Origin of the sequence: uncultured Methanobrevibacter sp. (assembly GCF_947166415.1) — an archaeon.
Taxonomy (GTDB): domain Archaea; phylum Methanobacteriota; class Methanobacteria; order Methanobacteriales; family Methanobacteriaceae; genus Methanocatella.
In genome coordinates this window covers 1-4,433 of sequence record NZ_CAMVEE010000055.1, presented here as the reverse complement: position 1 = coordinate 4,433, position 4,433 = coordinate 1, and the positions used below count along the sequence as shown (strand labels likewise).

The 4,433-nt window shown below is 34.8% G+C and carries 4 protein-coding genes and 1 pseudogene; all 5 read left to right on the top strand.

The window, feature by feature from the left end; all coding sequences use genetic code 11:
* A pseudogene (locus Q0W25_RS08830) lies at window positions 1-183 on the top strand (RNA-processing protein); the annotation flags it as partial.
* Between the two features lie 339 nt (window positions 184-522).
* On the top strand, window positions 523-2,229 hold the full coding sequence (top6B, locus tag Q0W25_RS08825; protein ID WP_298521230.1) for a DNA topoisomerase VI subunit B: 1,707 nt from the start codon (window positions 523-525) through the stop codon (window positions 2,227-2,229).
* Window positions 2,230-2,237: 8 nt separating this feature from the next.
* The gene (locus Q0W25_RS08820; RefSeq protein ID WP_297825072.1) at window positions 2,238-3,338 is read left to right on the top strand and encodes a DNA topoisomerase IV subunit A; all 1,101 of its coding nucleotides are present in this window, start codon (window positions 2,238-2,240) and stop codon (window positions 3,336-3,338) included.
* 101 nt (window positions 3,339-3,439) lie between these two features.
* Window positions 3,440-3,712, top strand: a complete 273-nt coding sequence (locus tag Q0W25_RS08815; protein ID WP_297825070.1) for a metal-sensing transcriptional repressor — start codon at window positions 3,440-3,442, stop codon at window positions 3,710-3,712.
* 59 nt (window positions 3,713-3,771) lie between these two features.
* A partial coding sequence (locus Q0W25_RS08810; RefSeq protein ID WP_298521227.1) for an HAD-IC family P-type ATPase occupies window positions 3,772-4,433 on the top strand: 662 nt, incomplete at its 3' end.

The window sequence follows — 4,433 nt, the reverse complement described above, 5'->3', positions numbered from 1 at the left end:
ATTATGATTGCAAAGGAAGCCATTGAAATGATCATAAACGGTTCAAGACACAAATCCGTCTATGGATTCCTGGAACATAAAAAAGAAGACTTGAAGATGAAAGAATTCAAGGAACTTGTCGGAATCGAAGATGACAAAATCGAATTTAAAGATGGAATCGACTTCGATGAAAAAGATTATTAGGAGTTCAAACTCCTAACACTATTTTTTATAAATCAAATCAACCACATCATACAACTTATTCCAATCAGATAAATTTTACATAAGTACATTAATTTTAATAAAAGATTACTATAAAAATTCACCATATAATAGCAAACTATTATATACTTCAATAAACATATATAGATAGTGTAGTGTAAATACTATATTTTCTTTATGTTTTAAAATTATTATATCACCATATTTTTATTCAAGTCAGTTAGGGTAGGTAAAAAATATTACTTTCAAAATGCTCTCTCACTTGATTTAAATATAATCATTATAATAAGTTAAATCATATAAATTTCAAGGAGGAAAATTTTGTCACAACAAGAACCTGGACTCGATTGGAGGAATGATTTCAAGAACTTGACTCCATCAGAGTTCTTTAGAAAAAACAAACAGATGTTAGGATTTACTGGTAAAATCCGTTCTTTGACAATTGTATTCCACGAACTGATTACAAACAGTTTTGATGCATGTGAAGAAGCAGGAATATTGCCAGAAATAGACATCGAATTAAAAAGAGTTGATAAGGAACATTATATTCTTAGACATAAAGATAATGGACCAGGTATTCCTGAAGATTATGTTATGAGAGTATACTGTAGTATGTTTGCAGGATCCAAATTCAGAAACATCCAATCCAGAGGGCAACAAGGTTTAGGTTGTAGTGGTTGTGTGCTTTTATCACAAATGACTACTGGTAAACCTGCTCGCGTAATTTCATGTTACAAAGACGGAGATGAAATTAAAGGAGTGAAAATGAAGTTCCAGATGGATGTTAAAAATAACAGAGGTATCCTTATGGAACGTGAGGATTACCCTGCTGAAAGTACTGGAGTATGTATCGAACTACAGTTTAAGGAAGTTTCCTACTCCCTTGCAGAACAAGGTGCTTTTGAATATATCAGAAGAACCATGATTGGAAACCCTCATGCAAAAATCACATTCAGAGACCCTTCCGGACACAAGTATATCTTCAAAAGAGCTGCAGAAATTGTGCCAGTTCTTCCAAAAGAAGTATTACCTCACCCAAAAGGTGTGAGTGCTGATGACATAATGACCATGGCACAAAATACCGACAGCAGAAGATATAAAAGCATGCTGACTTCATCACTTTCAAGAATGTCAAATAAAAGAGTTGATGAAATTGCGGAAATTACCGGAATTGACATGAATAAACGTCCAAAAGCCATGACCTTTGCAGAAGCTGAAGCCATTGTTCACTGCTTCAAGAAAATGAAATTCATGGCTCCGCCTACCGATGGACTCATACCAATCGGATCAGAGCAAGTTGAAAAGGGTATGAAACAAATTCTTAAACCTGAATTTGTAACAACAATTACAAGAAAACCTGTTACCTACAGCGGAGGTGTTTCATTCATTATTGAAGCAGGTCTTGCTTACGGTGGAAATGCAGGTAGAGTTGTCAACGAACAAAGAAAATCTGAAATTATGAGATTTGCTAACAGAGTTCCATTAACTTTCGATGCAGGAAGCTGTGCTATTACAGAAGCTCTTAAAAGCATTGACTGGAAACGTTATGGCTTAAAAGATATGGACAATACCCCATTAACTTTATTTGTAAATATTATCTCAACACAGGTACCTTACCTTTCAACAGGAAAACAAAGCGTATCACCAGAGCCTGAAATTGTTCACGAAATCAGACAGGCAACAATGAAATTGGCCCGTAAATTGCAAAAGCACATCAGGGCTAAAAGAGCAGCTAAAGAAAAAGAAAAACGTTCAAAAGTATTTGAAGAATATGTACCAGTAATTATCGAAGAAGCTGCAAAACTTGGTGAAACAGGTGTTCCTGAATATCAAGAAGTCCTGGCAAAAGTAACTAAAAGAGCTCTTGCCGAATTGCTTGGTGAGAAAGTGGAAGAAGAAGAGGAAGAAGAAGAACTTGACGCAATTATCATGGAAGAGGTTGACGAACGAGGATACACCGTTGAAAATGGAAATTCCACATTAGACAACTTCATTGATGATGATGTTGACGATGGGTTTGATGACTAGGTGATTATATGACTAAAGTGAAACAAGAGGGAAAAACCCATAAAGAACTTAGAAAAGAATACACCTACAACAAATTAAAAGGTTTAGGTCAAGAAATCATTGAAGAAATCGAGAAAAACAAAGTTCCTAATATCAAAGTTCCATCCAGAGGTACTGGTAACATTGTTTACGATGATGCGAAAAGATACTACGTATTGGGTGACAGATACGGAAGAAGATCTTTAGGTAATGTAAAACAGATTAGAAAATTAGGTCAAATGGTTTATGTAGCTAATTTCTGTAAAGACCTTGTAGCCCGTGAAAAAACAGCTACCATCAGGGAAATGTATTACGTTTCCGAAGGTTGGGGAATTAGCTTTAAAACACAACAAGAATCAAACATTGTAGGGGAAGACTTGGAAGTAACACTCGGTACCACCCGTGAAGACTTAGGTTTAATGCCGGAAGAAGACGGTGCATCAGTTTACGGAGACCTCACATTAATAGATGAAGGTACAGAAATCAATGCATCCAAAATGGGAAAATCCGGTTATACAATTTCACCAACAATCGACCAAGTGGATTTCGTCGACTGCAATGTTGATAAAGTACTAGCTGTGGAAACCATGGGAATGTTCCACAGATTAGTGCAAGAAAATGCACACAAAAGATTCAACTGTTTGATTGTTGGACTTAAAGGGCAAGCTGCCCGTGCTACAAGAAGATTCATTAAAAGGGTTAATGAAGAACTTGATTTGCCTGTTTATATCTGTAACGACGGAGACCCTTGGGGATTCCACATTGCACAGGTAATTATTTCTGGAAGTGCAAAATTAGCTCACGTTAATCATGACTTGGCAACTCCTGATGCAAAATTCATCGGAGTAACAGCATCAGACATTATCAACTACGACTTACCAACAGATAAACTCAAAGATGTCGACGTCATGAGACTTAAAGAGCTTTCCAAAGACCCAAGGTATAAAGGTGATTTCTGGCAAACAGAAATTAAAAAGATGCTTAAAATAGGTAAGAAAGCAGAACAGCAATCTTTCTCAAAATATGGGCTCGAATATGTTGTAGATACATATTTCCCAGCTAAATTTGAGGAAATGGAAAATCAAAATTAAATTTAGAATTTTCCTCCTTCTTTTTATTTTTTTAAATTATTTTCCACAATGTTTATATACTAAAAGAACCATATACCCCTATATGTATAGGATGTGTTATTTTGAAAGAATGTATGGATAGTGACAATTTACACAGGAGACTCAAAAAAATCATAGGACAAGTAAACGCTATTGACCGTATGATTGATGAAGATATTCCGTGTGAACAGATATTAATGCAATTAAATGCTTCAAAATCCGCATTACATAAAGTTGGACACATTATTGTTGAAGGACACTTAGAACATTGCGTCAAAGAAGCTATTAAAAACGAGGATGCTGATGAAGCAATAAGTGACATTTCATCAATATTGGAATATTACTCCAGACTTTAATTTTTTTTAAAATAACTTTATACCCTATGGGGTATGTCTATACTATTGGGGATGTTAATATGAACTTTACAAGCAAACAAAAAATAGATATGCTACTTATAGTTACCTCAATTATAAGTTTAATCAGTAGTTTTATCCTATCTCTCAATTATATTGCTTGGATTGCAATTATATTATCCGGAATACCTATAATTAAAGAGTGCATAGAAGGATTAGTGAGTGAATTTGACATAAAAGCAGATTTGCTTGTTTCAATAGCTATCATCGCATCAATAATTATTGGTGAAGTATTTGCAGCAGGTGAAATTGCAACAATCATGGCCATTGGAGGATTTTTAGAAGAATATACTGTATCAAGAACACAAGGCCAAATCGAAGAACTGTTTAAAATGACCCCTCAAGTTGCAACAAGAATAAAAAATGGAATTGAAGAAAAAGTATCTGTCAAAAATGTACAAGTCGGAGATATCTTGAAAGTTCTACCGGGAGAAATGATACCAACAGATGGAGTAATAGTTAACGGCAAAACCTCTATTGACCAATCAACACTTACAGGAGAATCATTGCCCGTTGATAAATTGGCAAATGATGAGGTATACAGTGGGACAATCAATCTTTATGGATCATTTACAATGAAAACGACAAAAATCAGCCAAGAGAGTTCAATTCAAAAATTAATAAGATTGGTTGAATCCTCCAAACCTGAAAATGCAAAAATCGT

What these genes read in the sequence shown, in the direction of transcription:
- Q0W25_RS08820 (WP_297825072.1), top strand. Translation starts at nt 2,238, where the DNA reads ATGACTAAAGTGAAACAAGAGGGAAAAACCCATAAAGAACTTAGAAAA.